Source organism: Delftia tsuruhatensis, assembly GCF_903815225.1.
In the GTDB taxonomy this organism is placed as follows: domain Bacteria; phylum Pseudomonadota; class Gammaproteobacteria; order Burkholderiales; family Burkholderiaceae_C; genus Comamonas; species Comamonas tsuruhatensis_A.
On record NZ_LR813084.1, the window covers coordinates 17430 to 39902 of the forward strand.

Here is a 22473-nt window from a genome sequence, read left to right on the forward strand (position 1 = left end):
GGGTGGAATCAGGCCAGCGCCTGCTCTTGCAGCGCGGCCCGCAGCGCGTGGCCATGCTCGTCGGCCAGCGCCGCCTCGCGCAGCGCACGCAACGTGGCGGGGGCCAGCCGGGGACCGGTGCTCTGCACGGCCCGCATCAGCAGTTCGTAGTTCGCCAGGCCTCGGGCATGGGTGTCGCCATAGCCCTTGACCAGGCGCTGGCACAGGGCGACCTCGACCGCCAGCGCCGGGTTGAACGCGGCCGTGGCGGCGATCTGCGCCAGCCATTGCTCGATGCGCGCGTTCTCGTGCTGGTAGCGCAGCGAGCCGCGCCGCAGGCCGCGCAGCCGCGCCAGGCCCCACAGCAGCAGAAAGCCGCGCAGCGAACTGGTGGACACCGTGCGCCCCTGCCGCGTCAAGCGCGCCACCAGGCGATGCACCGCGTGCGGGCGGGCCAGCCAGCGGCCCAGGCCGGCCGGCAGGGTGTCGCAGATCTCCTCGATGCGCGGGTGCATGAACTCCTGGATGGCGATCTGCTGGCCGGACTGCAGCCGCACCTCGGCCTGGACCCGCGCGAAGCGGCTGGCGCGCGTCTTGAGGTCGGCCACGCGCACCGTGTCCTCGTAGGCCATCCACAGCGCCAGGTGGCGCGCGGTATCGCGCAGCAGGGCGCCCGTGCCATCGTCCGGCAGGGCCTGCACGGCAGCCAGCCGGTCCAGGTAGAGCGCGGCATAGGCCGGGTCCTGGTAGTCGATCAGCCGGCGCAGGCCTTCGGTGATCAGGGCCTGCGCAGGGCCGGGAAAGCCGGCCACGCGCGCCACCAGCGCGGCCACGGCGGGATCGGCCGGGGTGCGTGCGGCAGGTGCCGCAGGCGCCGCAGCCGCATCGGCCTGCTGCACAGGCTCCGACGCCCGCGACGCCTGTGCATGGGCGATGCCGAAGGCCTTGAGGCTGGACGCCACGCCCACGCCGCCACGTTCGATGGTGGCCTCGAACTGGGCCCGGCTCCAGGGCAGGGCGCCGGTGGCGGCCAAGGCGCCGAACAGCGCCGCGCTGACCACGCTGGACGCCTGCTCGGCCACCCGGGCCATGTCCAAGCCCACGAAGCGCCGCGCCGCCCGGTCCGCATGGGCCAGCAGCTCGGCGCTGTCCACGCGGCCATCGCCCATGGCGGTCTTCTCGGCGATGGAATAGACGCGGTGGGTGGAGGCCACCAGGGTGGTGCGGTCGGGCGTGACCAGGCCGCGCTGCACGGCCCGGCCGGCCTCCATGAGTTCGGAGGCCAGCACCACGTCCACGTCGCCGGGCAGGGGCATCAGCGCCAGCACGGGCTGGCCGCCCGCCTGGCGTGCCTGTTCGCCGTCGAACAGCTCGACGTAGTAGAGCGTGGCGCCGGTGCGCTGCGCCACGCCGGGCACCGAGGTGCTCTGGGCGATGAAGCCGTGGTGCTCGGCGAGGTCGACGATCCAGTCGGCCAGCACGCCGCCGCCCTCGCCGCCCATGGCGAGGATGGCGATCTTGATCGGTTGGCTGTGGGGCATGGCGAGCCTCAGAAGGCAAGGCGGTCGAGCCGGCGCTGGTCGCGGCGCTGCAGCCAGCCGATCACGGCGCCGCGCGCCCGCTGGCGCCAGCGGTCCCAGCGCGTGGGATTGCTGACGATCTGCGCGCGATAGAACGAGGGGCAGAGCACGGCCGCATGCGCCACTTCGCCGCACAGGCCGCAGCCCACGCAGCTGTCGATGACGGTGGCCACGGGGTCGCTGCGCAGCGGATCGGGATGGGGCCGTATCGACAGCGAGGGGCAGCCCGACAGGCGGATGCACGAATGGTCGCCCGTGCAGGTGTCCGGGTCCACGCCGAAGCGCTCGCGCACCACGCGCCGGCCGCTGGCGATGGCCTGGCGGACCCTGGGCTTTTCGCGGCGCTGCAGGTTCAGCATGCATTCACTCTGCGCGATCAGCACCTTGGGGCCCTGCGTGGTGGTGGTCAGCGCCTCGCGCAGCGTGCCCACCATGGCCTGGAGGTCGTAGGTGCGGCGCACGGTCCTGACCCATTGCACGCCCACGCCGCGCACGGCGCGCTCGATGGCGTGCCGGGTGCTGCGCGTGGGGTTGGACGCCCGGGACGACAGGATGTCCTGCCCGCCCGTGGCCGAGGTGTAGCTGTTGTCGACGACGATGGTCAGGTTGTCGCTCTTGTTGAACACCGCGTTGGCGATGCCGCTGGTCAGGCCGTTGTGCCAGAAGCCGCCGTCGCCCATGACGGCCACCACGCGCTTGCCGCCCTCGCGCGGCTGCGCCGGGTTGAACGCCGCCGCCCCCGCCGCGCCCAGGCCGTAGCCCATGGTGGTGTTGCCCAGGTTGAAGGGCGGCAGGATGGAGAACAGGTGGCAGCCGATGTCGGCGCTGATGTGGTGCTCGCCCAGCTCGCGCTGGACCAGCTTCATCGCGGTGAAGATGGGCCGCTCGGGGCAGCCCGTGCAAAACCCCGGCGGACGCGCCTGCACGCTGGCCTCGACCGGGGGCAGGGACGGCACGGGCGTCAGCGGGATGATCCTGCGCGGTACGGGCTGTGACCGTGCCTGCGCCGGCAGCCTGCCTTGCCCCAGCAGAAAGGCGCGCACGCCCTGGAGCAGGGCGGCCGTGGTGTACTCGCCGAAGGCCGGCAGCATGTCCTTGCCATGCAGCGCGGTCGCCGATCCGGCCTGGCGCAGCACCGCCGCCACGTTCTGCTCGACGAAGTTCGGCTGGCCCTCCTCCACCACCAGCAGGGCGCGCTTGCCCGCGCAAAAGCGCAGCAGCTCGCTGTCCACCAGCGGATAGGCGACGTTCATCACGTACAGCGGGATGCGCGTGCGGCCATAGGCATCGGCCAGGTCCAGCTGCTGCAGCGCCCGGATCAGGCCGTTGTAGCTGCCGCCCTGGCAGGCGATGCCGATGTCGTCCGCATCCTCGGAGAAGAACTCGTTGAGCCCGCGCTCCGCGATGAAGCGCTGGGCGGCGGGCCAGCGCTGGCGCAGTTTTTCCTGCTCGTGCATGAAGCTGGCGGGCGGCAGCACGATGCGGCCCACGTCGCGCTGCGGCTCGGCCATGGCCTGTTCGATGGTGTGGGCCGGACGGCGGTTGTCGCTGGCGATGAACTGGCCATGCACATGGCAGGCGCGGATGCGCAGCTGCAGCATCACGGGCGTATGGCTGGCCTCGGACAGCTCGAAGCCGTCTTTCACCGCCTGCACGATGCTGGGCAAATTGGGGCGCGGGTCCAGCAGCCAGATCTGCGACTTCATCGCGAAGGCGTGGCTGCGCTCCTGCATGATGGACGAGCCCTCGCCATAGTCCTCGCCCACGATGACCAGCGCCCCGCCCTGCACGCCGCCCGAGGCCAGGTTGGCCAGCGCATCGGACGCGACATTCGTGCCCACCGTGGCCTTGAAGGTCACGGCACCGCGCAGCGGGTAGTTGACCGAGGCGGCCAGCGTGGCCGCCGCCGTGGCCTCGCTGGCGCTGTTCTCGAAGCGGATGCCGTGCTCGACCAGGATGTCCTGGGCATCGGCCAGCACGTCCATCAGGTGCGAGATCGGCGCGCCCTGGTAGCCCGCCACATAGTTCACGCCCGACTCCAGCAGCGCCTTGGTCACCGCCAGGATGCCCTCGCCACGGAACACCTCGCCCGCGCCCAGGCGCAGCTTGCGGACCTCTTCGACAAACGAGCGTTCTGCCATCTAGGAATCCTTCGCGGGGACCGCCGCCGGGAGCGGTGATCTATGATTTTGGATGGAATATGACATGCATCAACGGCGAAGTAAATGCATCCAAAATCATGGTTTTCCCAGGCGTCTTGCGCGCGACGGACAGGCGTTTCGGGATGGCGGTACATGGCCTTGAAGTGCTCGAGGCGGTCACGGAGCGCGTTGGACATGGGGCCGGTGTGGCTGGAAAAGCCGGTGGCTGGCAAGCGGAGAAAGCTGCCGATTCAGGGAGGATGGGCAGGAAGGCGCTGGCGTTCTTTCCGAAGCTGGACAGTCAAAAAACTCGCTTCTTCAAGTTGCACTGCCCTTTCATGACGAGCTCGCTTGGGGTCAGATGAGCAAGCAAGCCGTGCAGACGGTGGTTGCTGTACTTGTCCTGGTCGGGCTGCGGCGTACTGGCGGTAGTTGTCGTCAAAGCGCTCCTTGAACATCTGCGCAATGCCCTTGCCCATCACCCCCACGGTGTTGATGGTGTTGATGGTGTTGACCAGCGCCTCGGCCTTATAGCGCTCGAACTTGGCCGGGTCGTGCGGGTCGCGTTGAAAGTCACGGGACTGAAGGATGGGCCACCCAGGCCATGATGTGATGCCTCAATCGATGCATTCGCATGCGCGAGAAATTCGGAGGAAGCCGTTTTGCTGAATGCAGGAACGGGCATGTCCAACCACCGACATCAACCGCCGGGCCTCCTTCTGCCTTGATGCAGGACCGGCTCGAGAAACAACTGCCGAAAGTAATCGCGAAACGCCGTCATCGCTGGGGAAAATTCGATGCCTTGCTTCCACCCAAGCCCGATGTTCATCGTAGGCACGGCGTCGCGCAGACTGATGGTTTCAATGCGCTTTCCCTCCAGCGACCAAGGTCGATAAACCATATCCGAGAGAACGGTCACACCTAGGCCATTCGCCACGGTGCTGCGCACTGCTTCTACCGAGCTTGTGCGCAGCCTGATCTGAGGCTGGTACGGCGTCTTGCTCCAATATTTCATTGCAGTGCCCGCAGCCTCGTCCACGGTGAGCAGGATGTAGGGCTCGGCAGCCACATCGGCCAGCGTGACTTCCGCCTTTTCGAGCAGCGCATGCTTGGCCGGCACCCACAGTCGGCGTTGCGAGCCAAAGAATGTCTCGAGCGACAGCTCGCGCAGCACCACATTGGACGTGAGCAGTACGCCCATGTCGTATTGCTGCGTGATCAGCCCCTCCTCAATGGCTTCACGCACTACTTCGTGCACCTTGACCTTGATCTGCGGATGCAATTGCTCGAAACGCTGAAGGTGATGGGGCAAGAAGTAGCCGAGCACCGTGTAAGTAGCGGCAACGGTAAGCGTCCCCTCGACATTCACTCCCTCATGCGGCATGCGGATCGCCTCGTCTGCCGCCGAGAGCACGGCATAGGCATGGCTCAGAAAACGCCGTCCGGCCCGGGTCAGTTCCACGCCATGAGGCTGTCGCTCAAACAGCTGCTGCCCCAGCATTTCCTCCAGCTCCCGGACTGCCGTGGTCACGGCCGATTGCGAGATGTTGAGTTGCAGTGCCGCATGTGAGATGCGACCCACTTCGGCCACCGCCGTGAAGTACTTGAGCTGGCGAAGGGTCAAGGACATGGTGCAGCCTTCCTGGGGTATTTACTTATCGCTCGAAAATTGCATGCCAGCGCGCGCAAATCCGATACCTAGCATTCACTGATCTCCAGGGTAGCGCCTATTGCATGCAGTCGGAGTATCTGTTTTTCAGATATCGCATCGCCTGTAAATAATGCTTTTCAGCCGATTTTCAGCTCACTAATCTTCACTTTGTCCCGCATTGCTGCCATCTGGCCGTGCCAACAACACAAGGTGAAACGTGAAGAAGACGCTGATTGATCTGAACTCCGACATGGGCGAAAGCTTCGGTCCATGGGCCATCGGCGATGGCGTGGACCAGGAATTGATGCCATTGATCAGCTCGGCCAATATCGCCACAGGCTTTCATGCGGGCGATCCGAACATCATGCGCAAGACGGTGTTGTTGGCCCGGGAAAACGGCGTGGGCATCGGCGCGCACCCGGGCTTTCGCGACCTCGTGGGCTTCGGGCGCCGCCATATCAATGCACCGGCCGACGAGCTGGTGAACGACATGGTCTACCAGCTCGGCGCGCTGCGCGAATTCGCGCGGCTGGCCGGCATGACGCTGCAGCACATCAAGCCGCACGGCGCGCTCTACATGCATGCGGCGCGCGACGAGACGCTGTCGCGCGCACTCGTCACTGCCCTGCAGCAGATCGAACCGACGCTGCGCCTGTTCTGCATGGAATCGTCCGTCACCTTCCAGGTGGCGTGCGAATTGGGCCAGCCCGTGGCGCGCGAGTTCTATGCCGACCGCGACTACGACCTGAGCGGCTCCATCGTCTTCACCCGCCGCGCCGGCGCGCTCGACCCCGAGGCCGTGGCCGCCAAGGTGCTGCGTGCCTGCACCGAAGGCGTGGTGCGCACGGTCGAAGGCCAGGACATGGCGATCGGCTTCGACTCGGTCTGCATCCACAGCGACACGCCCGGCGCGCTGGCGATCGTGCAGGCCACGCGCCGCGCACTGGCCGAGCACGGCATCGAAGTTGCAGGTTTTGCCGGTGCGGCTGCGCCGGCGCGGCCTTGAGTTTTCCGTTCTTCCCGCTTTCGTTCCTGTTCCCGCTTTCCAGGAGTGCATCGATGCCCGCTACCCATGAAGTCCTGAGCCCGCTGCCGGGCACCTTCTACCGCCGTTCGGCGCCCGACGCGCCGCCGTTCAAGGCCGAAGGCGACACCGTGGCCGTGGGCGATGTGATCGGCCTGGTCGAGGTGATGAAGCAGTTCAGCGAAGTCACGGCCGACGTGGCCGGCCGGCTGCGGGGCTTTGCCGTGGAGAACGGCGAACCCGTCGATCCGGGCCAGGTGCTGGCCGTCATCGAAACGGCGTGAGGCCCCGGACCATGACCGCCGCATTCGACAAACTGCTCATCGCCAACCGTGGCGAGATCGCGGTGCGCATCATCCGCGCCGCGAAGGAACTGGGCCTCAAGACCGTCGCCGTCTACAGCGACGCTGACGCGCAAAGCCTCGCGGTGCGCATGGCCGACGAAGCCGTGCGCATTGGCCCGGCGCATGCCACCGGGAGCTATCTGAGCGTGGACGCCATTCTTGAAGCGGCAGCCGACAGCGGCGCCGGCGCCGTGCATCCGGGCTACGGTTTCCTGTCGGAGAACGCCGCGTTCGCCGAGCGCATCGAGGCCGCGGGCCTGGTGTTCGTCGGCCCGACGCCGCACGCGATCCGCACCATGGGCGACAAGGCCGCCGCGCGCGCCGCGGCCATGAAGGCCGGCGTGCCCACCGTGCCCGGCAGCATGGGGGCAGTGACAGATGCCGACACCGCCGTTGCGGTGGCAAAGGACATCGGCTACCCCATCATGATCAAGGCCTCGGCCGGCGGGGGCGGGCGCGGCATTCGCGTGGCGCACGACGAAGCCGAGCTACGCCAGCAGTTCGCCACCGCCACGGCGGAAGCGCAGGCCGCTTTCGGCAACGGCGAGGTGTACCTCGAACGCTTCATCCGCCAGGCGCGCCACATCGAGGTGCAGATCCTGGGCGACGGCCAGCGCGTGGTTCACTGCTTCGAGCGCGAATGCTCGCTGCAGCGACGCCGCCAGAAAGTGTGGGAAGAAGCGCCCTCGGCCGCCATCAGCGAGGCCACGCGCGCCGCGCTGTGCGAATCGGCGCTGCGGCTGGCCCATGCCGTGGCCTACCGCGGCGCGGGCACGCTCGAATACCTGTACGACGACGACACGCGCGAGTTCTTCTTCATCGAGATGAACACGCGCATCCAGGTCGAGCACCCCATCACCGAGATGATCACCGGCATCGACCTCGTGAAGGAGATGCTGCGCATCGCGCTGGGCCAGCCGCTGCGCCTGCGGCAGGAAGACATCCGGCTGACCGGCGCGGCCATCGAGGTGCGCATCAACGCCGAGAACGCCGCGAAGAACTTCATGCCAAGCCCGGGCCTCGTGTCACAGCTCGTGGTGCCGGGCGGCCCCGGCGTGCGCTTCGACACCATGCTGTTCCCCGGCTGCACCGTGCCGGCGTACTACGACTCGCTGCTGGGCAAGCTGATCGTGCACAACACCGATCGCGCCGGCGCGCTGGCCCGCATGCGGCGCGCGCTCGACGAGCTGCAGGTCGAAGGCATCCACACCACGATCCCGCTGCACCGCGCACTGTGCGAGGACGCGGGCGTGGCGCAGGCCGCATTCCACACGGGCTTTCTCGAAACCTGGCTGGCGGTGAATCCGCTGGCTGACGCACCCGATCCACTTGCGAAGGTGACCGCATGACCGCTGCCAGCACCCTTCCCACCCAGGCCCGCTACAGCTTCGGCGGCGACGAGCACCTGTTCGTCGAGATCAGCGAAGAGATGTCGCTGCCCGCCTTCTTCAAAGGCATGGCCATCTGCAATGAGCTGCGCCGCCGCGCACAGGCGGGCGAGATCACGGGCGTGACCGAAATCTGTCCCGCCAACGCCGCCTACCTCGTGCGCTTCGATCCCGATGCGATCGCGCCCGACGCACTGCTCGCCATGCTCAAAGACATCGAAGCGGGCCTGGGCGATGCCGACCTGCAGATGCAGACGCGCATCGTCGAGATTCCCGTGCTCTACAACGACCCGTGGACACACGAGACGCTGATGCGCTTTCGCGAGCGGCACCAGGACCCGTCGGGCACCGACATCGAGTACGCGGCGCGCATCAACGGCCACGTCTCGGTCGAGGCCTTCATCGAGGCGCACTCGTCGGCACCCTGGTTCGTGTCGATGGTCGGCTTCGTGGCCGGCCTGCCCTTTCTGTTCCAGATGGTCGAGCGCCAGCGCCAGATCCAGGTGCCCAAGTACCTGAGCCCGCGCACCGACACGCCCAGGCTCACGCTGGGCCACGGCGGTTGCTTCAGCTGCATCTACTCGGTGCGTGGTGCGGGCGGCTACCAGATGTTCGGTGTCACGCCCGCGCCCATCTTCGACCCGGCGCAACGGCTGTCCTACCTGAAGGAGCTGATGGTGTTCTTCCAGCCCGGCGACATCGTCAAGTACAAACCCATTGACCGCGCCGAGTACGACCGCCAGATCGCGCAGGTCGAGGCCGGCACCTACGCGCTTCGCATCGCGCCAGTGTCGTTCTCGCTCAACGATTTCCTGGCTGACCCGGGCGGCTACAACCAACAGCTCCTGAAAGTGCTCCATGGCGATTGAAGTGCTCAAGCCCGGCCTCGCGACCAGCGTGCAGGACGCCGGCCGCCCCGGCTACTACCACCTGGGCATTCCGCTGTCGGGTGCGCTCGACCAGCAAAGCCTGGTGCTCGCAAACCTGCTGGTCGGCAACGACGAAGGTGCGGCCGTCATCGAAAGCACGCTGCTCGGGCCCGAGCTGCAGTTCGACGCGCCCGCGCTGGTGGCCGTGACCGGCGCCGACGCGAAGATCAAGCTCAACGGCAATGAGGTGCCACGCAATACCGCATTCGCGGTGCAGGCCGGCGACAGGCTCGGCTTCGACTTCATGAAGCTCGGCGCGCGCATGTGCATCGCCGTGGCCGGCGGCATCGATGTGCCGGTGGTACTGGGCAGCCGCTCGACCTACGGCCTGGGCGCATTCGGCGGCTTCAACGGACGCAAGCTGCTGGCTGGCGACAGACTGCCCGTGGGTGTACCGTCCGCCACTGCCCGCGCGGGTCGCACGGTGGAGGCCGCATTGCTGCCGGTGCTCGACAAGGAAGTGGTCCTGCGTGTGCTGCCGGGCATCTACTTCCACCGACTGCAGGAGGTGTCGGTGCAAAGCTTTTTTGCCGACACCTGGACTGTCGGTTCCGAGGCCGACCGCATCGGCTACCGCTACAAGAACGGCACGCCGCTGAAGTTCCACGAGCGCACGCCGCCATTCGGCGCGGGCGACGACCCGTCGAACATCGTCGATGCGGGCTACCCATACGGTTCCATCCAGGTGCCGGGCGGACGCGAACCAATCATCCTGCACCGCGATGCGGTCTCGGGTGGCGGCTACGCGATGGTCGGCACCGTCATCAGCGCCGACATGGATCTCATCGCCCAGATGCAGCCAAACCACAAGGCACGCTTTGTCGAAGTCGATATGGCGCAGGCGCTCGAAGCGCGCGCCGAGCGGCGGCGAAGAATCGAGCGCTTGCGCGCAGCGCTCGCGGTCTGAGCGCGACCCTCTTCGTCCCTCTCAAGAGAGCCGATGACAACCAAGGAAGCGGTCGAGTTCGCCACGCTCGAATGGGTTCCGTAGTTCAACCACCATCGCCCGCCTGGACCCATCGGGCATCACTCTTGCCGGCCTCGAGCCTGCCCGCCAAACTCCTCCCACAGCGCCTGCGTATGCTCGCCCAGGGCGGGCACGGCGCCCATGGCGGCTTCGGCATCCGACAGCGTGGCCGGGGGAAGCAGGGCCTGGATGCCGCCGCCGGGCGTGGCCACCTCGCGCCAGCGTCCGCGGGCCCGCAGCTGCGGATGATCCCAGACCTCGTGCATGCCGTTGAGCGGCGCGTTGGCGATGCCGCCCGCATCCAGCCGCTGCATGGCCTGCTCGCGGCTCAGCGTGGAGAAGACTTCGGCAATCACCGCATCCAGCTCGGCGCGATGCGCCACGCGCTGCAGGTTGGTCGCCAGGCGCGCATCCTGCGCCAGCGCGGGCTGGCGCAGCACATGGGTGCAGAAGCTGTCCCATTCCCGGTCGTTCTGCAGGCCGAAGATGAGGCTCTGGCCATCGCCCGCCACGTACTGCCCGTAGGGAGCGATGGACGGATGGGTCAGGCCGCTGCGCGTCGGCGCCGTGCCGCCGTAACGGGCAAAGTTCAGCGGGTAGGACATCCACTCGGCCAGCGCTTCGAGCATGGACACCTCCACGCGCAGGCCCCGCCCGGTGCGGGCGCGCTGCAGCAGCGCGGACAGGACGCCCGAGTAGGCATACATGCCGGCCGCGATGTCGGCGATGGAGATGCCCACGCGCGCGGGCTGGTCCTGCGTGCCGGTGACCGAGATCAGGCCGGCCGCCGCCTGGATCAGCAGGTCATAGGCCTTCCTGTCGCTCAGCGGCCCCCCCTCGCCATAGCCCGAAATGTCGCAGACGATGAGGCGCGGATATTTCTCATGCAGGCTGTCGAAATCCAGGCCCATTCTCTGGGTGGCGCCAGGCGCCAGGTTCTGGATCAGGATATCGGCCTTTTCCAGTATCTTCCCGACGATATTCCGCCCTTCTTCGGTCTTGATATCGGCCGCAAGACTTTCCTTTCCCCTGTTGGCCCAGACGAAGAAAGAGGATTCACCATGAACCTTGTCGTCATATCCTCGCGCAAAATCTCCATCGGGCCATCGCTCCAGCTTGATGACCCGGGCCCCCAGATCGGCCAGCTGCCGGCTGGCAAAAGGCCCTGCCACGGCATGCTCCATGGCCAATACCATCACACCATCCAGGGGACGTGTCTGCATTTTCTTGAATCCGGCAAATAGCGATTGGCCGCATTCTAGAAGCCGGCCATGCAGACAGCCAGTCGGCATTTTCTAAGGTGGATTCCAATTTCTCTAAGCCGCAGGTTTTTCCAGCATGTTTTCCTGTGGCAGGTGTTGCGTGGCCACATAGGCCACGAAATCGCGCGCATAGGCGGGCAGGCTGTCGGGATCGCGCGTGACCACCCTTTGCTCGCGTTGCGCCCAGGATTCATCCAGGCGTATGGCGGCCAGGCGACCGGCCTCCAGCGCCGGCGCCGCGATGGAGCGCGGCACCAGGGCAATGCCCACGCCTTCCTGCACGCAGCGCAACACGGCCTCGAATGTGGGTGCGTGCACACGTACACGGGGATGCATGCCCAGCTTGTCCGCCATGCCTTGCAGATACAGGAAATTGCTGGTCTTGCGGCCAATGGAGACCAGATCATGGGTCAATGCCGTCTCCAGCGATGCCTGTCCCTGGGCCACCAGGGGATGGCCCACGGGCGCCACCAGCACCAGCTCGTCATGCCCGTAGGTGATGGCGTGCAGGCCATGCAGATCAATGGGGCCGGCGACCAGGCCCACGTCGGCACGGCCTTCGAGCACGGCGCGCACCGTGTCCTCGCTCAGGTGCTCGTCCAGGTCCACATTGACATTGGGATAATGCGCCAGATAACGGCTGAGCGCGGGTGTGATCCCCATCAAGGTGCTGCTGTTGGCGAAGACACGGATATGGCCCGCTATGCCATTGACATGGCGCTGCATTTCTCCTTGCAATCGCTCCACATTGCTGAAAATGGAATCCGCATATTTCTTCACGGTCATTCCAGCGGGCGTGAGTACCATGCCTTTCGATGTACGCTCGAAAAGCGATGCCCCCATGGCCTGCTCCAGATTCTTGAGCCGATAGCTGGCCGATGGTGCCGTCAGATGCACCTCGGCCGCACCGGCGCTGAGGCTTTTTTCGCGGGCAATGGCCAGGAAAACCCTTAAATCCGTCAATTCAAACCGCATGGACGCCATACCTCCAGGGGTATCTCCTGTGTTTTAGACGATATCTAATCGCCCTATCAAATATTCGACTGGCTGCTTTTTTTATGCATTTCTATAGTCGTCACCCAGAGACAACCGAAAAAGCAACGGAGAAAAGTATGCACTTCAAGACCGCAAGACGCCAAACCCTGATTGCCGCGGCCTGGCTGCTGGCCGCAGGCACGGTCGGCGCCCAGGACTATCCCGCCCGCCCCATCAAGCTCGTGATCCCCTATGCGGCAGGCGGCCCCACCGACAGCTTCGGCCGCGCCATGGCCGAGGTCTGGAGCAGGAAACTGGGCTCACCCGTGGTGATCGAAAACCGCACGGGGGCGGGCACCCTGGTGGGCACCGAGGCCGTGGCCCGGGCCGCGCCCGATGGCTACACCCTGCTGCTGACCACGGTGGCGCATGCCGTCAACCCGCACATCCACGACAAGCTCGGCTACCGCACGGTGGAGGACTTCGCGCCCGTGGGCCTGGTCGCCAAGGCGCCGCTGGTGCTGATCGTGGACAAGCGACTGCCGGTGCAGAACCTGCCCGAGTTCCTGGCCTATCTGCGCGCGCGGCCCGGCCAGGTCAGCTATGCCTCGGCCGGCGTGGGCAGCGCGCCGCACCTGGGCGCGGAACTGCTCAACCTGATGGCGACCACCCAGGCCGTGCATGTGCCCTACCGGGGCAGCGCTCCGGCCATCCAGGACCTGATCGGCGGCCACCTGGCCTTCATGCTGGACAGCGCACCCACCGGGCTGGCCCAGGTCCGGGCCGGCACGGTGCGCCTGCTGGCCACGACCATGGCCCAGCGCCTGCCGCAGACGCCCGACACACCGGCCATTGCCGAGCAGGTGCCCGGCTACGAGGCCTATACCTGGAACGCCGTGTTCGCGCCCGCCGGCACGCCGCAAAAGCTGATCGACCGGCTGCAGGCCGGCCTGCAGTCCACGGTGGACGATGCCGGGCTGCAAAGAAAGGCCTACGACATGGGCCTGGTGCTGGAAAAGCAGCCGCGCCCACAGGCGCTGGCCGCGTTCCTGAACCAGGAACTGGACAAATGGGGCAAGGTCGCCAAGGCCGCCCACATGGGCGCGAACTGAGGAAACCGCCATGCCACTGCCACGACACCCATCCCTGTGCCCCCAGCGCTACTTCGAGGACTTCACGCCGGGCGAGGTCTTCCCCCTGCCCTCGCGCACCATGACCGACGCGCTGTTCGCGGCCTTCCAGCTGGCCAGCGGCGACAACCACCCCGTGCACTACGACGTGGAGTACTGCCGCGCGCACGGCATGCCCCACATGCTGGCCCATGGCTACCAGGTGGCCATCCAGACGGCGGCCGGCGCGGGCCTGTTCCCGCACATGGTGGAGGAATCCCTCAAGGCCTTCCTGGAACAGGGCAGCCGCTTCCTGGCACCCGTCTACGTGGGTGACACGCTGTACTGCACGCTGACGGTGTCGGAGCTGAAGGCCGGCCACACCACCGGCGTGCTGACGCTGGCCACGCGCGTGCTGAACCAGCGCGGCGAGCTGGTGTCGGACGGGTTCCAGAAGTACCTGCTGAGGAAGCGGGTGCCAGGGCATTGAGCCCGCGCGCCGGGGCAAAACCCGCCACGCCGGGCAACTACACAGGGGTGCGCACCACGGCAGGCCGTTTCTGGAGAAAAATACCCGCCTGTTCCACGCCCGCCACGGGCGTTTTTTCGTTGCCCTGCCCTACCCCATGAAATCCCCCATCAGCATCGTCGATGTCGACCGCCTCGACACCTGGAGCAAGTACAAGCCCGGCCTGTGCGACAGCTGTGCGGCCAACTGCTGCACCATGCCGCTGGAGGTGCAGCTGCCCGACCTGGTGCGGCTGGGGCTGGTGGACCCGTTCGAGGTGGACAACGTGGAGCCCAGGCTCATCGCCAGACGGCTGATGAAGATGCGCCTGATCGACCACTACAACCCCAAGCACAACCTCTTCACGATGGCGCGGCGTGCCAGCGGGGACTGCAACTTCCTCGATGCGAAAACGCGGCGCTGCACCGTCTACGAGCAGCGGCCCGAGACCTGCCGCCTGCATCCGAAGAAGGGGCCCAAGCCGGGTTTCTGCGCCTTCGGCCACAAGGCGCGTTGAGGCCTCGCCCGGCCTCAGGCCACCGGCAGGCTGGGCAACCAGATCCTGGCCTGCAGGCCAGGATTGACGTTCTCGAAACTGAGCCGTCCGCCATGCAGCTGCACGATGGCCTGCACGCTGGCCAGGCCCAGGCCATAGCCTTCGCGGTCCGATTCGGCACGGTAAAAGCGCGTGCCCATCTTCTCGCGCGTGGCAGCGTCCACGCCCGGCCCCTGGTCCTGGACGATGATTTCCACGCCCCAGGCGCCGCCATCGACGCCCAGCTCATGCGCCACGCCCGCGCGCAACAGCATGTCGGCACCATGCGCGCTGTCGGGTGCCGAGCCGTACTTGATGGCGTTGTCCACGAGGTTGGCCACGGCACTGGCCAGCAGGTCGCCATCGCCCAGCGCCATGGGTGTTCCCTGGACATCGAGGCGCAGCACGCCGCCGGCGTCCTCGACCAGCGGTTCATAGAACTCCACCACATCGACCAGCAGCGCATGCAGGTCCACGGGCGCGAAGTTCTTGCGGCTGGCGCCGCTTTCCACTTCGGCGATCTGCAGCAGCTTGTCGAAGACCACGCCCAGTTCGGCCACTTCCTGGGCCACCAGGGCCAGGATCTCGTTCTTTTCCTCGGGCGTGGCCTGCCGGGCATTGCGCAGGCGCAGCAGGATGCGCGTCAGCGGTGTGCGCAGATTGTGGGCGATGGTGTTGGAGACGTGGCGTATGCCGTCCATCAACAGTTCCAGCCGGTCCAGCATGGTGTTGATGTCGCGGTTGAGCAGGGTGAATTCGTCGTCGCGGCCCGTGACCGGGATGCGCTGGCGCAGGTCGCCCGTGGCCACGCGCGCCATGGTGCTGCGGATGTCGGCGGCGCGTTCCTCCACCACGCGGCGAAAGGCCCCCGCGCCCAGCACGGCCATGCCCAGGGCCACCAGGCCCGCCAGCAGGCTGGCGCGGCCAAACAGGTCCTCCACGTCACGCTGCACCTGCATGTCGCTGCCCACGGCCAGCAGCCGGCCGTCGGACAGGGCGGCCACGGCCACGCGGCCCGTGACGATGCGACCATTGCGCCGCACCTTGAGGTCGCGTACACCCATTTCAGAGAGCCGACGCGCGGGCACGGGGTCGGCGTTGCCGATGATGGGCGTACCCTGCTCATCCATGAGTATCAGGATTTCGGTATCGGTGTTGACGCCGTCCAGCAGCGTCTGCTGGATCTCGGCCTCCAGCGCGGGCTCGCCATACTTGTCGCGGTGCTCGACCAGGCGGCGCAGGTGGTTCTCGGCCTGGCGGTCCATGCGCATGCGCAGCACGCCCACGGTCTGCACATAGAACACCGACAGCACGATGGACATGGTCAGCACCAGCAGCACCCCGTAGGTCAGCGCCAGCCGGAAGGCCGTGGAGCTCCAGGGCTTGGACAGCGACATCAGGGCACCTGGGGCAGGTCCTGGGGCCGGTCCGAGAGGCTGTAGCCCACGCCGCGCACGGTGTGGATCAGCGCGGGCTCGAAACCCTTGTCCACCTTGCCGCGCAGGCGGCTGATATGCACGTCAATGACATTGGTCTGCGGGTCGAACCGGTAGTCCCAGACGGATTCGAGCAGCATGGTGCGCGTGACGATCTGGTGCGCGTGCTGCATCAGAAAGGCCAGCAGGCGGAACTCGCGCGGCTGCAGCGCCAGCGGCTGGCCCGCGCGCTCGGCGCTGCGCGTGAGCAGGTTCAGGCGCAGGTCGGCCAGGCGCATCTCGCGCGCGGGCGCGGGGATCTGGGCTCGGCGCACCAGGGCCTCCAGGCGTGCCGACAACTCGGAAAACGCGAAGGGCTTTGTCAGGTAGTCGTCGCAGCCGGCCTTCAGGCCGCGCACGCGCTCGTCGGTGGCCGACAGGGCGCTGAGCACCAGCACCGGCGTCTGCTTGCCCATGGAGCGCAGGGCCTGCAGGATCTGCAGGCCGTCGAAGCCGTTGGCCAGCATGCGGTCCAGGATGATGACATCCCAGCTCTCACCCACGGCCAGGGCGATGCCCTGCACGCCGTCGCTGCATACCACCACCTGGGCGCCCTGCTGGCGCAGGCCTTCGGCGATGTAGCGCGCGTTGAGCGCGTCGTCTTCGATGATGAGGTAGCGGTACATGCGGGCGACAGGGCCTGTCTCAAAGCTGAGGCAGACACTATACGGGGCACCGGGCGCCGATGCGCCGGGCGTCGATACGCCGGGCGTCGATACGCCGGGCGCCGCAGGGGAGGAAGGGGATGCCGGCATGTGTACCGCCTTTTTCAGCTATCTACCGCACTGTGCAGCCCCTTCGGGGGGTGCCGCCGACCTGAAATGCTCAGGGGGCCGCCCACATCGGCAGATCGCCACTGGCCACGCGCACCTGCCACTCGGCCCGCAGCATTTCCTTGACCAGGTCCAGGTGCTCCAGGCGGTGCTCGTTGATCGAGCCCAGCGAGTCGATCAGCTCCAGGATGGAGCCCTGGCCGAGCTTGTAGGCATCCTGGGCCATCTGTTTCAACGGCTCGATCTGGGCCAGGCCCTGCTTTTCATAGGCGCGCACGGCATCGCGGCGCAACTTCAATTGCCTGACGGCGCGCTGCAGCTCGGTGCGCGCCTCGATCAGGGCGGCGTCATAGCGCAGTTCGGCCTGTTCCGCCTCCACCTGGGCGCGTGCAATCGGTCCTTCGCGGCGGTCGAACAGCGGCAGCTCCACCGACACGCCGATCTGGTTGTAGTTGCCGTCCAGCCGGTTGCGCACGCGCGCCACGCTCACGCTGGGCGTGGGCAGGGCCTCACGGCGCTCCAGCTCGATCTTGTGGCGCGCCTGGTCCAGTTCGGCCTGGGCTGCGACCAGGGCCGGCAGTCGCAGGCGTGCCGCCTCCCACAGTTGCGGCTCGTTCATCAACTGCCCCACGGGCACCGCCTGCAGGCTGCCCGTGGCGCGCGGCGCCCAGTCAGGCAGCGCGGCCAGAGCGGCGGCGTGCGATGCGGCATCCTGCAAGTCCGATCGGGCCTGGCTGACCTGCATGGCCATCTGGGCCTGCTGCAGGTTCAGGCGCGCACCGTCATAGCGGCTGCGCGCGCCCGCCTCGATCTGCCCGCGCACGATGCCTCCGGCTCCGTTGAGCGACTCCTGGGCCTCTTCCCAGACCTTCAGGCGCTGCTGCGCCATCAGCAGGTCGATGAAGGCGGTGGCCGCATCGCTGAGGGTCGTGGCCACGGCCACCTCGACATTGGCACGCGCCGCCGTCTCGCCCTTGCGCGCGTTTTCCATGCGCAGGCGCCGCTGGCCGAAGATGGGCAGGGGTTGCTCGATGCCCCACTGCTTCTCGCCCGGCTTGCTGCCGTACGACGCCGTGGGATTGGGGAACGCCGCCGCCGTGCGGCTGTCCGCCTGCGCAACGCCGATCTGCAGCCGCTGCGCCGCCAGCTGCGGCTGGTTGCGCACCACCATCTGCAGATACTCCTGCATGCCCACCGGCTGCTGCGGCGCCGCCGCAGGCGCCACCTCGGAAGCCGGCGCGGGCGCGGCCGTCACCGCCGTCATGGCGGGCACTGCCTGTTGCGCCACTGCAGAACCAGTGGCGCAACACAGAACGGCCGCAGCCACCAGGGCATTGCGCACAAAACCGACGCGGCCAAACTCAGAGACGCCGAGCAAGAGCCGCCTCGCGGCGAAGGCGTCGTCCCCCTTGGGGGAAGCGGCGCAGCCGCTCAGGGGGTAGTCATTCCTTTTCATCGAGTTCTTCCTGCGTCAACATGTTCTTGGGGCCCAGGATGGCGTAGAGCACGGGCAGCAGCACCAGGGCCACCAGCGGCAGCACCACCATGCCGCCCACGATCACCGAGGCAAAGGGCTTTTGCGTCTCGCTGCCCACGCCCGTGGACAGTGCCATGGGCAGCAGGCCCAGCAGCGCCAGCAGGGCCACGAGCACGATGGAGCGCATGCGCTCGGCCGTGCCTTCGACCAGGGCCTGCAGCATGGGCATGCCCTGGCGGCGCAGTTCCTCGACGGCCGAGATCACGAGCAGGCCGGCCAGCGCCACCTGGCCCAGCAGCGCGATGAAGCCGATGGCCGCGCTGATGGACAGCTCGATGCCCGCCATGTGCAAGGCCGCGATGCCGCCGACCATGGCGAACGGAGCGCACAGCAGGATGATGCCGGCGCTGCGCGCCTGCCCCAGCGCGCCGAACAGCAGCGCATAGACGATGAGCAGCGACAGGGGCACGACGATCTTCAGGCGCGCGGCCGCGCGCTGCTGGTTCTCCCACTCGCCGCCCCAGACCGCCTGGTAGCCCTCGGGGATCTTCACGTTCTTCTTGAACGTGGCCAGCGTGTCCTTCACCACGGAGCCGATGTCACGGCCTTCCACGTTGAACTTCAGCGCCATGTAGCGCGCATTGCCTTCGCGGAAGATGGAGGAGTTGCCGATCTTGATGGAGACCTGGCCCACCGAGTGCAGGGGCACGGATCCACCATTGGGCAAGGGGATGGCGATGTTGCGGATGCGCTCCTCGTCCATGCGGTCCACGTAGGGCAGGCGCACACGCACGGGCACCGGGTACTCGCCCTCCCACAGCGTGGTCGAGATGTTGCCGGCCAGCGCGGCCTCCAGCGTCTTCTGCGCGGTCTCCATGGCGATGCCCTGGCGCGCCAGGGCCTGGCGGTCGAACTCCACGTGCACCTGCGGCGCGGGCGCGTCGCGGTACAGGCCCAGGTCCACCACGCCGTCGATGTCCTTCACGAGGTCCACGGTCTGCTGCAGGATGGAGCGCAGCTGCGGAATGTCGGGACCGAAGACCTTGAGCACCACCTGCCCGCGCGCGCCCGAGGTCGACTCCTCGACGCTGTCGCGGATAGGCTGGGCGAAGTTGAAGGCCACGCCGGGAATCTCGCCGAGCGTGGCGCGCATCTGCTCGATGAGCTGGGGCTTGGTCAGGCCCTTGCGCCACTCGCCATGGCCCTTCAGGCGCACCAGCACCTTGGCCAGGTTCAGTGTCTCGTTGTCGGTGCCCGACTCGGGGCGGCCCTGCTCGGTGGTCACGGTGATGACCTCGGGGAAGGCCTTCAGGCGCAGGCGCACGTCGCGCAGCACTTCCTGGCCCTTTTCCAGCGAGATCGAGGCCGGCATCTGCACCAGCACATAGGCATCGCCCTCGTCGAGCTCGGGCAGGAATTCCGTGCCCAGCCACACGGCCGACACGCCCGCACCCACCAGGATCGCCACCGAGACTACGACCACCGTGAAACGGCGACGCCCCGCGCCCAGCACGCGCTCTATCCAGTGCTGGTAGCCATGGTGGGCACGGTCGAAGATCTTGGGCTCCTCCACCATCACGTGCCGGGGCTTGAGCAGCAGCGCGCACAGCGCCGGCACCAGGCCCATGGCGAAGACCAGGGCACCCAGCAGCGCGAAGCTGTAGGTCATGGCCAGCGGCCGGAAGATGCGGCCCTCGATGCTCTGCAGCGAGAACACCGGGATCAGGGCCGCGATCACGATGGCCATGGCGAACAGCGTGGGCTTGGCCACGGCCACGGCCGAGTCGATGATGATGTGGCGCATGTCCGCCTGGGTCTGCGGCTTGCGCAGGCGGGCGTTGCGGATGATGTTCTCGGCCAGCACCACGGCGCCGTCCACCATGATGCCGAAGTCGATGGCGCCCATGGAGATCAGGTTGGCCGGCATGCCCAGCAGGTGCAGTCCGATGAAGGCCACCAGCAGCGACAGCGGAATCACCGTGGCCACGATCAGCGAGCCGCGCAGGCTGCGCAGGAACAGCCACAGCACGCCCACGATCAGCGTGGCGCCGAACAGCAGGTTGTGCTGCACCGTGCCCAGCGTGTGGCCGACCAGGTCCGAGCGGTCGTAGTTGGTCTCCATGTGCATGCCCTCGGGCAGGCCGCCGTCGTTGAGCGCGGCCACCTTGGCATGGATCTGGTCCAGCACTTCCGAGGGGTTTTCGCCGCGCTTGAGCAGCACGATGCCCTGGACCACGTCGTCGGCCTCGTCCATGCCCACCGAGCCCTGGCGCGGCGTGTGCGACTGCACCACGCGCGCCACGTCGCCGATGGTCACGGGCGCACTGCCGCGCATGGCCACCACCACGGCCTGGATCTCCTGGGGCGTGCGCAGCAGGCCGATGCCGCGGATGATCAGCGACTGCTCGCCGCGGCGCATCAGGCCGCCGCCCACGTTGCGGTTGGACTTGGACAGCGCCTCGCTCACGTCCTCCAGCGACAGGCCCAGGGCATAGAGCTTCTCGGGATCGACCTCGACGTGGTACTCCTTGACGAAGCCGCCGATGCTGACCACGTCGGCCACGCCCTGCACCTGCTTGAGCACGCGCACCACGCGCCACTCCTGCTCGGTGCGCAGCTGCGCCAGCGTGTGGCGGTCGCTCTTGAGGCGGTAGTAGAAGATCTTGCCCAGCGGCGTGTAGTCGGGCGCCATCTCGGGCGTGACGCCATCGGGCAGGTCGGCCTGGGGCAGGCGCTGCGAGACTTCGGCGCGCGCATGGAAGCTGTCGGCCTGGTCGTTGAAGACCAGGTTGATCATGGCCAGCCCGAAATAGCTCTCCGAGCGCAGCGAGACCAGGCCCGGCGTGCCGTTGAGCTCGCGCTCCAGCGGCTGGGTGATCTGGCGCTCGACCTCCTCGGGGGCCAGGCCCGGCGCCTGGGCGATCACGCCCACCTGCACATTGGTCACATCGGGGTAGGCCTCGATGGCGGTGTGCAGGTACGAATACACGCCATAGATGGCGATGATCAGGGTGGCGCACAGGGCAACGAGCCGCCGGTGCACCACGAAGGAAATCAGGGAACGCAGCATATGGTGGGAACTCCTGCCGCGTATCAGAGAAGCTGGCTGGCCGCGCCGTCCAGCAGCAGGCCGCCGCGCACGACGATCTTCTCGCCGGGCTTGAGGCCCGAGACCACGGGCACCATGCCTCGGGCGGGTCGGCCCAGGCTGACGGTGCGTGCCTCGAACTGCAGCTCGCCGGTCTGCACGAAGACGATGCTGCGGCTCTCGTCCTTGATGAGCACGGCCGTCACGGGAATCAGCATCTCATGCTCGTTGGAGACCTGCAGGCCCACGCGCGCCTGCATGCCCGAGCGCAGCACGGGGTCCTGGGCATCGAGCTGCACGATCACGGCCGCGCGGCGCGACTCCTTGTCCAGCGTAGCGCCCAGGTGGCGGACCTTGCCGCTCAACGGCTTGGGAAGCTGGGGAATGTCGACCTGCACATTGCTGCCCAGTCGGATGCCGGGCAGATCGCTTTCGAACACCTCGGCCACGACATTCATGGCACCCGGATCCCCGACGAGGAACAGCTCGCCGCCGGCCTCCACCGAGGCCCCGACCACGGCCTTGCGCTCGGCCACCACGCCGGCGCGCGGCGCACGCAACACGATGCGGTCACCGCCGCCCTGCCCCAGCAGCGCCGCCGTGCCCTGGGCACGCGACAGTTCCTGCGCGCTCTCGCGCAGCTTGGCCTGGGCGGCACGCAGATCCACCTCCACGCCCACGCCCTTGTCCACCATGGTCTGCTGGCGGCGCACCTCCACCGAGGCCACGTCATGGGCGCTTCGCGCCGCCTCGACCTCATAGCGCACGCGCAGCGCATCGGGGCTGACCAGGATGGCCAGCTCATCGCCGGCCTTGACCAGATCGCCCACATGGGCGCGCACGGATTGCACGCGGGCCGCGACGGGCACCGTCACCGTGGCCACGCGGTCCTCCGCGAAGGCCACGCGCGCAGGTGCCCAGGCCATCTGCGTGCCCTGGGGATCGGCCACCACGGCGATATTGAGCATCTTCAGCGACTCGGGCTTGACCTGGACCACGCCTTCGGCACGTGCGGCCTGCGCAACAGGTTTGGCCTGGTCCGAGGCCTTGGACGCATCGCAGCCTGCCAGAACGCAGGCCGCCGCAACGGCAGCGCACAGGGACGCCACCGGGAATCGGGCCGCCATCTGCAGGCCCGTGAATGTCTTGATCATCTTGCCCCCTTCAATCCATGCCTGGAGCGCAGGGACTGCGGCAGGCCGGCCCTTCTCTCCTGAGATGAAGCGGATGCTAGAAAGCACGCCGCCCGGCGTGGGTGAAGCCTTCAT

Annotated in this window: 19 protein-coding genes; 9 read left to right on the forward strand and 10 right to left on the reverse strand. The window is 67.4% G+C overall.

Annotated elements, in window-relative coordinates; genetic code table 11:
* Positions 1 to 8: 8 nt before the first annotated feature.
* Together L1Z78_RS00080 and L1Z78_RS00085 are read right to left on the reverse strand one after the other, a co-directional pair.
* Positions 9 to 1520, reverse strand: a complete 1512-nt coding sequence (locus tag L1Z78_RS00080) for an indolepyruvate oxidoreductase subunit beta family protein (protein WP_234639561.1) — start codon at positions 1518 to 1520, stop codon at positions 9 to 11.
* 8 nt (positions 1521 to 1528) lie between these two features.
* On the reverse strand, positions 1529 to 3700 hold the full coding sequence (locus tag L1Z78_RS00085) for an indolepyruvate ferredoxin oxidoreductase subunit alpha (protein WP_234639562.1): 2172 nt from the start codon (positions 3698 to 3700) through the stop codon (positions 1529 to 1531).
* Positions 3701 to 3759: 59 nt separating this feature from the next.
* On the opposite strand from L1Z78_RS00085, the gene L1Z78_RS00090 reads away from it, so the two are divergent.
* A complete protein-coding gene (locus L1Z78_RS00090) occupies positions 3760 to 4065 on the forward strand; it encodes a hypothetical protein (protein ID WP_234639563.1) in 306 nt (101 codons plus the stop codon).
* Positions 4066 to 4400: 335 nt separating this feature from the next.
* On the opposite strand, the gene L1Z78_RS00095 is transcribed toward L1Z78_RS00090, so the two are convergent.
* Positions 4401 to 5330, reverse strand: coding sequence for a LysR family transcriptional regulator (locus L1Z78_RS00095; protein ID WP_234639564.1), 930 nt, complete (start codon positions 5328 to 5330; stop codon positions 4401 to 4403).
* Positions 5331 to 5568: 238 nt separating this feature from the next.
* Between L1Z78_RS00095 and L1Z78_RS00100 the strand changes: the two genes are divergently transcribed.
* From L1Z78_RS00100 to L1Z78_RS00120, 5 genes are read left to right on the forward strand one after another with little or no spacing between them, the layout of a single operon-like run.
* The gene (locus L1Z78_RS00100) at positions 5569 to 6357 is read left to right on the forward strand and encodes a 5-oxoprolinase subunit PxpA (protein ID WP_234639565.1); all 789 of its coding nucleotides are present in this window, start codon (positions 5569 to 5571) and stop codon (positions 6355 to 6357) included.
* A gap of 53 nt (positions 6358 to 6410) precedes the next feature.
* Positions 6411 to 6659, forward strand: coding sequence for an acetyl-CoA carboxylase (locus tag L1Z78_RS00105; protein WP_234639566.1), 249 nt, complete (start codon positions 6411 to 6413; stop codon positions 6657 to 6659).
* An 11-nt stretch (positions 6660 to 6670) separates the two neighbouring features.
* Positions 6671 to 8068, forward strand: coding sequence for an acetyl-CoA carboxylase biotin carboxylase subunit (locus L1Z78_RS00110; RefSeq protein WP_234639567.1), 1398 nt, complete (start codon positions 6671 to 6673; stop codon positions 8066 to 8068).
* A complete protein-coding gene (locus L1Z78_RS00115) occupies positions 8065 to 8976 on the forward strand; it encodes a 5-oxoprolinase subunit B family protein (protein ID WP_043820657.1) in 912 nt (303 codons plus the stop codon). Before L1Z78_RS00110 ends, L1Z78_RS00115 begins: the two co-directional genes overlap by 4 nt.
* On the forward strand, positions 8966 to 9943 hold the full coding sequence (locus L1Z78_RS00120; RefSeq protein ID WP_234639568.1) for a biotin-dependent carboxyltransferase family protein: 978 nt from the start codon (positions 8966 to 8968) through the stop codon (positions 9941 to 9943). Before L1Z78_RS00115 ends, L1Z78_RS00120 begins: the two co-directional genes overlap by 11 nt.
* 119 nt (positions 9944 to 10062) lie before the next feature.
* On the opposite strand, the gene L1Z78_RS00125 is transcribed toward L1Z78_RS00120, so the two are convergent.
* Positions 10063 to 11226, reverse strand: a complete 1164-nt coding sequence (locus L1Z78_RS00125) for a CaiB/BaiF CoA transferase family protein (RefSeq protein ID WP_267966996.1) — start codon at positions 11224 to 11226, stop codon at positions 10063 to 10065.
* A gap of 93 nt (positions 11227 to 11319) precedes the next feature.
* The gene (locus L1Z78_RS00130; protein WP_234639569.1) at positions 11320 to 12240 is read right to left on the reverse strand and encodes a LysR family transcriptional regulator; all 921 of its coding nucleotides are present in this window, start codon (positions 12238 to 12240) and stop codon (positions 11320 to 11322) included.
* A 137-nt stretch (positions 12241 to 12377) separates the two neighbouring features.
* Here L1Z78_RS00130 and L1Z78_RS00135 point away from each other — a divergent pair, with 137 nt between their 5' ends.
* The 3 genes from L1Z78_RS00135 to L1Z78_RS00145 all read left to right on the forward strand — a co-directional run bounded on the left by L1Z78_RS00135 (position 12378) and on the right by L1Z78_RS00145 (position 14374).
* The gene (locus L1Z78_RS00135; RefSeq protein ID WP_234639570.1) at positions 12378 to 13352 is read left to right on the forward strand and encodes a tripartite tricarboxylate transporter substrate binding protein; all 975 of its coding nucleotides are present in this window, start codon (positions 12378 to 12380) and stop codon (positions 13350 to 13352) included.
* 10 nt (positions 13353 to 13362) lie between these two features.
* Positions 13363 to 13839, forward strand: a complete 477-nt coding sequence (locus L1Z78_RS00140) for a MaoC family dehydratase (protein WP_418921659.1) — start codon at positions 13363 to 13365, stop codon at positions 13837 to 13839.
* A gap of 136 nt (positions 13840 to 13975) precedes the next feature.
* On the forward strand, positions 13976 to 14374 hold the full coding sequence (locus tag L1Z78_RS00145; protein ID WP_234639571.1) for a YkgJ family cysteine cluster protein: 399 nt from the start codon (positions 13976 to 13978) through the stop codon (positions 14372 to 14374).
* Between the two features lie 14 nt (positions 14375 to 14388).
* Here the strand turns inward: L1Z78_RS00145 and L1Z78_RS00150 are convergent, their stop codons facing one another.
* The 5 genes from L1Z78_RS00150 to L1Z78_RS00170 form a co-directional block, all read right to left on the reverse strand.
* Positions 14389 to 15789: a sensor histidine kinase gene (locus tag L1Z78_RS00150; protein WP_234639572.1), complete on the reverse strand. Its 1401-nt coding sequence runs from the start codon at positions 15787 to 15789 to the stop codon at positions 14389 to 14391.
* Positions 15789 to 16493: a response regulator transcription factor gene (locus L1Z78_RS00155; RefSeq protein ID WP_234639573.1), complete on the reverse strand. Its 705-nt coding sequence runs from the start codon at positions 16491 to 16493 to the stop codon at positions 15789 to 15791. The genes L1Z78_RS00150 and L1Z78_RS00155 overlap by 1 nt, the downstream gene beginning before the upstream one ends.
* Before the next feature lie 199 nt (positions 16494 to 16692).
* On the reverse strand, positions 16693 to 17904 hold the full coding sequence (locus L1Z78_RS00160; RefSeq protein ID WP_234639574.1) for a TolC family protein: 1212 nt from the start codon (positions 17902 to 17904) through the stop codon (positions 16693 to 16695).
* A 178-nt stretch (positions 17905 to 18082) separates the two neighbouring features.
* On the reverse strand, positions 18083 to 21187 hold the full coding sequence (locus tag L1Z78_RS00165; RefSeq protein WP_234639575.1) for an efflux RND transporter permease subunit: 3105 nt from the start codon (positions 21185 to 21187) through the stop codon (positions 18083 to 18085).
* Between the two features lie 23 nt (positions 21188 to 21210).
* Complete coding sequence (locus tag L1Z78_RS00170; protein ID WP_234639576.1) at positions 21211 to 22359, reverse strand: efflux RND transporter periplasmic adaptor subunit; 1149 nt, start codon at positions 22357 to 22359, stop codon at positions 21211 to 21213.
* Positions 22360 to 22473 lie beyond the last annotated feature (114 nt).

What these genes read in the sequence shown, in the direction of transcription:
- L1Z78_RS00120 (WP_234639568.1), top strand. Translation starts at nt 8,966, where the DNA reads ATGGCGATTGAAGTGCTCAAGCCCGGCCTCGCGACCAGCGTGCAGGAC.
- L1Z78_RS00125 (WP_267966996.1), bottom strand. Translation starts at nt 11,226, where the DNA reads ATGCAGACACGTCCCCTGGATGGTGTGATGGTATTGGCCATGGAGCAT.
- L1Z78_RS00090 (WP_234639563.1), top strand. Translation starts at nt 3,760, where the DNA reads ATGACATGCATCAACGGCGAAGTAAATGCATCCAAAATCATGGTTTTC.
- L1Z78_RS00140 (WP_418921659.1), top strand. Translation starts at nt 13,363, where the DNA reads ATGCCACTGCCACGACACCCATCCCTGTGCCCCCAGCGCTACTTCGAG.
- L1Z78_RS00085 (WP_234639562.1), bottom strand. Translation starts at nt 3,700, where the DNA reads ATGGCAGAACGCTCGTTTGTCGAAGAGGTCCGCAAGCTGCGCCTGGGC.
- L1Z78_RS00110 (WP_234639567.1), top strand. Translation starts at nt 6,671, where the DNA reads ATGACCGCCGCATTCGACAAACTGCTCATCGCCAACCGTGGCGAGATC.
- L1Z78_RS00135 (WP_234639570.1), top strand. Translation starts at nt 12,378, where the DNA reads ATGCACTTCAAGACCGCAAGACGCCAAACCCTGATTGCCGCGGCCTGG.
- L1Z78_RS00165 (WP_234639575.1), bottom strand. Translation starts at nt 21,187, where the DNA reads ATGCTGCGTTCCCTGATTTCCTTCGTGGTGCACCGGCGGCTCGTTGCC.
- L1Z78_RS00145 (WP_234639571.1), top strand. Translation starts at nt 13,976, where the DNA reads ATGAAATCCCCCATCAGCATCGTCGATGTCGACCGCCTCGACACCTGG.
- L1Z78_RS00155 (WP_234639573.1), bottom strand. Translation starts at nt 16,493, where the DNA reads ATGTACCGCTACCTCATCATCGAAGACGACGCGCTCAACGCGCGCTAC.
- L1Z78_RS00080 (WP_234639561.1), bottom strand. Translation starts at nt 1,520, where the DNA reads ATGCCCCACAGCCAACCGATCAAGATCGCCATCCTCGCCATGGGCGGC.
- L1Z78_RS00150 (WP_234639572.1), bottom strand. Translation starts at nt 15,789, where the DNA reads ATGTCGCTGTCCAAGCCCTGGAGCTCCACGGCCTTCCGGCTGGCGCTG.
- L1Z78_RS00105 (WP_234639566.1), top strand. Translation starts at nt 6,411, where the DNA reads ATGCCCGCTACCCATGAAGTCCTGAGCCCGCTGCCGGGCACCTTCTAC.
- L1Z78_RS00160 (WP_234639574.1), bottom strand. Translation starts at nt 17,904, where the DNA reads ATGACGGCGGTGACGGCCGCGCCCGCGCCGGCTTCCGAGGTGGCGCCT.
- L1Z78_RS00170 (WP_234639576.1), bottom strand. Translation starts at nt 22,359, where the DNA reads ATGATCAAGACATTCACGGGCCTGCAGATGGCGGCCCGATTCCCGGTG.
- L1Z78_RS00130 (WP_234639569.1), bottom strand. Translation starts at nt 12,240, where the DNA reads ATGCGGTTTGAATTGACGGATTTAAGGGTTTTCCTGGCCATTGCCCGC.
- L1Z78_RS00115 (WP_043820657.1), top strand. Translation starts at nt 8,065, where the DNA reads ATGACCGCTGCCAGCACCCTTCCCACCCAGGCCCGCTACAGCTTCGGC.
- L1Z78_RS00095 (WP_234639564.1), bottom strand. Translation starts at nt 5,330, where the DNA reads ATGTCCTTGACCCTTCGCCAGCTCAAGTACTTCACGGCGGTGGCCGAA.